Origin of the sequence: Streptomyces sp. NPDC051051 (genome assembly GCF_040682975.1) — a bacterium.
Classification (GTDB): Bacteria; Actinomycetota; Actinomycetes; order Streptomycetales; family Streptomycetaceae; genus Streptomyces.
The window spans coordinates 1-2373 of sequence record NZ_JBFBCB010000135.1 but is presented as its reverse complement, the minus strand read 5'-3'; the positions used below and the strand labels follow the sequence as shown (position 1 = coordinate 2373).

1 protein-coding gene is annotated in these 2373 nt (G+C 74.0%); it reads right to left on the bottom strand.

Going from position 1 to position 2373, the window contains the following annotated elements; genetic code table 11:
- On the bottom strand, positions 1 to 2373 hold a 2373-nt coding region (locus AB0N31_RS36435), incomplete at both ends, for a type I polyketide synthase (RefSeq protein WP_366062829.1).

Here is a 2373-nt window from a genome sequence, read left to right as displayed (position 1 = left end):
TCCACCGCCTCCCACGAGGTCTCCAGCAGCAACCGCTGCTGCGGATCCATCGCCAACGCCTCACGCGGAGAGATGCCGAAGAAGTCCGCGTCGAAGGCGCCGACGCCGTCGAGGAAGCCGCCGCGTGCGGTGTGGCTTGCGTAGGGGTTGTCAGGGTCCGGTGTGAAGAGGCGGTCGAGGTCCCAGCCGCGGTCGGTGGGGAAGTCGGTGATGCCGTCGCGCCCTTCCTCCAGCAGCGCCCACAGACTCTCCGGGGAGTCGACACCCCCGGGGAAACGGCAGGCCATCCCGACGATGGCCACCGGCTCGTCGCTGACGACTGCCAGGGCAGGGGTGACCGTGACGGCGGTGCCGCCGAAGAGCTCGTCGTGCAGGTGGGCGGCGAGCGCTTGGGGCGTCGGATGGTCGAACACGACAGTCGTCGGGAGGGTGACGCCGCAGGCGGCGGCCAGGGCGTTGCGCAGCTCGACCGCGATCAGCGAGTCGACGCCGAGATCGCGGAACGCCCGCTCCGGGCCCACCTGTTCGCGCCCGGGGTAGCCGAGGGCTGCGGCGGCACGGGAGCGCACTTCGGCCAGCAGTTCCTGCTGACGCCGCTCGACGGGCAGGCCGGCGAGGCGGTCGCGCAGGCCGCTCGCGGCCGGGGCAACGCGGTCCTCGGCCTGCCCGCCGTACATCTGGGAGAGCAGCGGACTCGGGCGGACGGCGGTGAAGGCGGCGCCGAAACGGTCCCAGTCGACGTCGGCGACCAGGGAGGTGGCAGTGTCCGTGGAAGCGAGCGCGGCGAGGGCGTCCAGGGCCCGGTCGGGGTCGAGCAGGCCGACCCCGCCACGCACCTGGCGGCCTTCGGCGTCGGCGTCGGCGGCCATGCCGCCGCCTGCCCAGGGTCCCCACGCGAGGGACGTCGCCGGCAGGCCCTCGGCCCGCCGCCGCTCGGCCAGCGCGTCCAACGCCGCGTTGGCGGCGGCGTAGTTGCCCTGCCCGGCGGAGCCGACCGTTCCCGCGAAGGAGGAGAACAGGACGAAGGCGGACAGGTCACGGCCGCGCGTCAGCTCGTCGAGGTGTCGCGCTCCCGTGACCTTGGCCGCGAACACGGAACGGAAGGCCTGCGGAGCAAGACCTTCGAGCACCCCGTCGTCGATGACGCCGGCCGTGTGGACCACGGCGTCCACCGGGTGGGCGTCGAGTAGCTCGCGGACTGCCTCACGGTCCGTCAGGTCCAGTGCGGCGAAGGTCACTTCGGCGCCCATGCGGCGCAGGTCTTCGCTCAGCGCCTCCGCACCCGGCGCCTGGGCACCTCGTCGGCTGACGAGGACGAGGTGAGCGGCTCCCTGCTGCGCGGCCCAGCGGGCCACCCGAGCGCCCAGCGCGCCGGTGCCGCCGGTCACCAGCACGGTCCCGGCCGGCTGCCAGGCGGCTTCCGTGGACGGGGCGGCGGCAACCACCCGGCGGGCGAAGGCGTTGCCGGGGCGGACGGCAACCTGGTCCTCGTGCGGGTACGGGCCGACCGTGCTGTCGGCGATCAGAGCGACGAGGCGTGCGGCGGAACTCCGGTCCAGGGTCGGCGGGAGGTCCGCGAGACCGCCCCAGCGGTCGGGGTGTTCCAGGGCGGCGACGCGGCCCAGACCCCAGACGGCGGCCTGGGCCGGATCAGGTGCCGGATCGTGCGCGTCGGCGGTCACGGCGCCGCGCGTGAGCGTCCACAGCGGGGCCCGGACACCGGCATCGCCAAGAGCTTGGAGGAGGACCGCGGTGGCGGGCACACCCGCGGGTACGTCGTCTCCCGCGCCACTGAGCGCCAGCACGGAGAGGATCCCGGTGATCGGACCGTCCTCGACAGCGGCGGTGATACGGCGGGCGAACTCGGTACGCGTGTCGTGCTGCTCGTGGTCCACCGGGACCACTTCGGCTCCCGCGTCGAGCAGCGCGGCGGTCAGCGCGCCGTGCCATCCGTCGTCGCCGTCGAGGGACGTGGGCCGCACGAGCAGCCAGCGGCCGGACAGCCGCGCCGTTTCCGGCAGGCCCTGGGCCGGGATCCAGATGATGCGGTGATGTGGCCCGGCCGGGGCGGCGGCACCGTCCTCGGTGTAGGAACGCTCCAACCAGTAGCGGTCACGACGGAAGGCGTAGGTCGGCAGTTCGACGACACGGGCGCCCGGGAGCAGCGCGGGCCACGACACCGCGGCCCCATGCAGGTGCAGACGGGCGAAGGCAGCGACCAGGTTGCGGGCTTCGGTGCCCTGCTTGCGCTGGGCGGGCAGGAAGAGCGACCCACGGTCGTCGGGAAGGCAGTTCTGGGTGAGGGCGGTGAGGGTGGCGTCGGGGCCGAGTTCGACGAAGCGGGTCACGCCCTGCGCGGCCAGGGTGGTGACG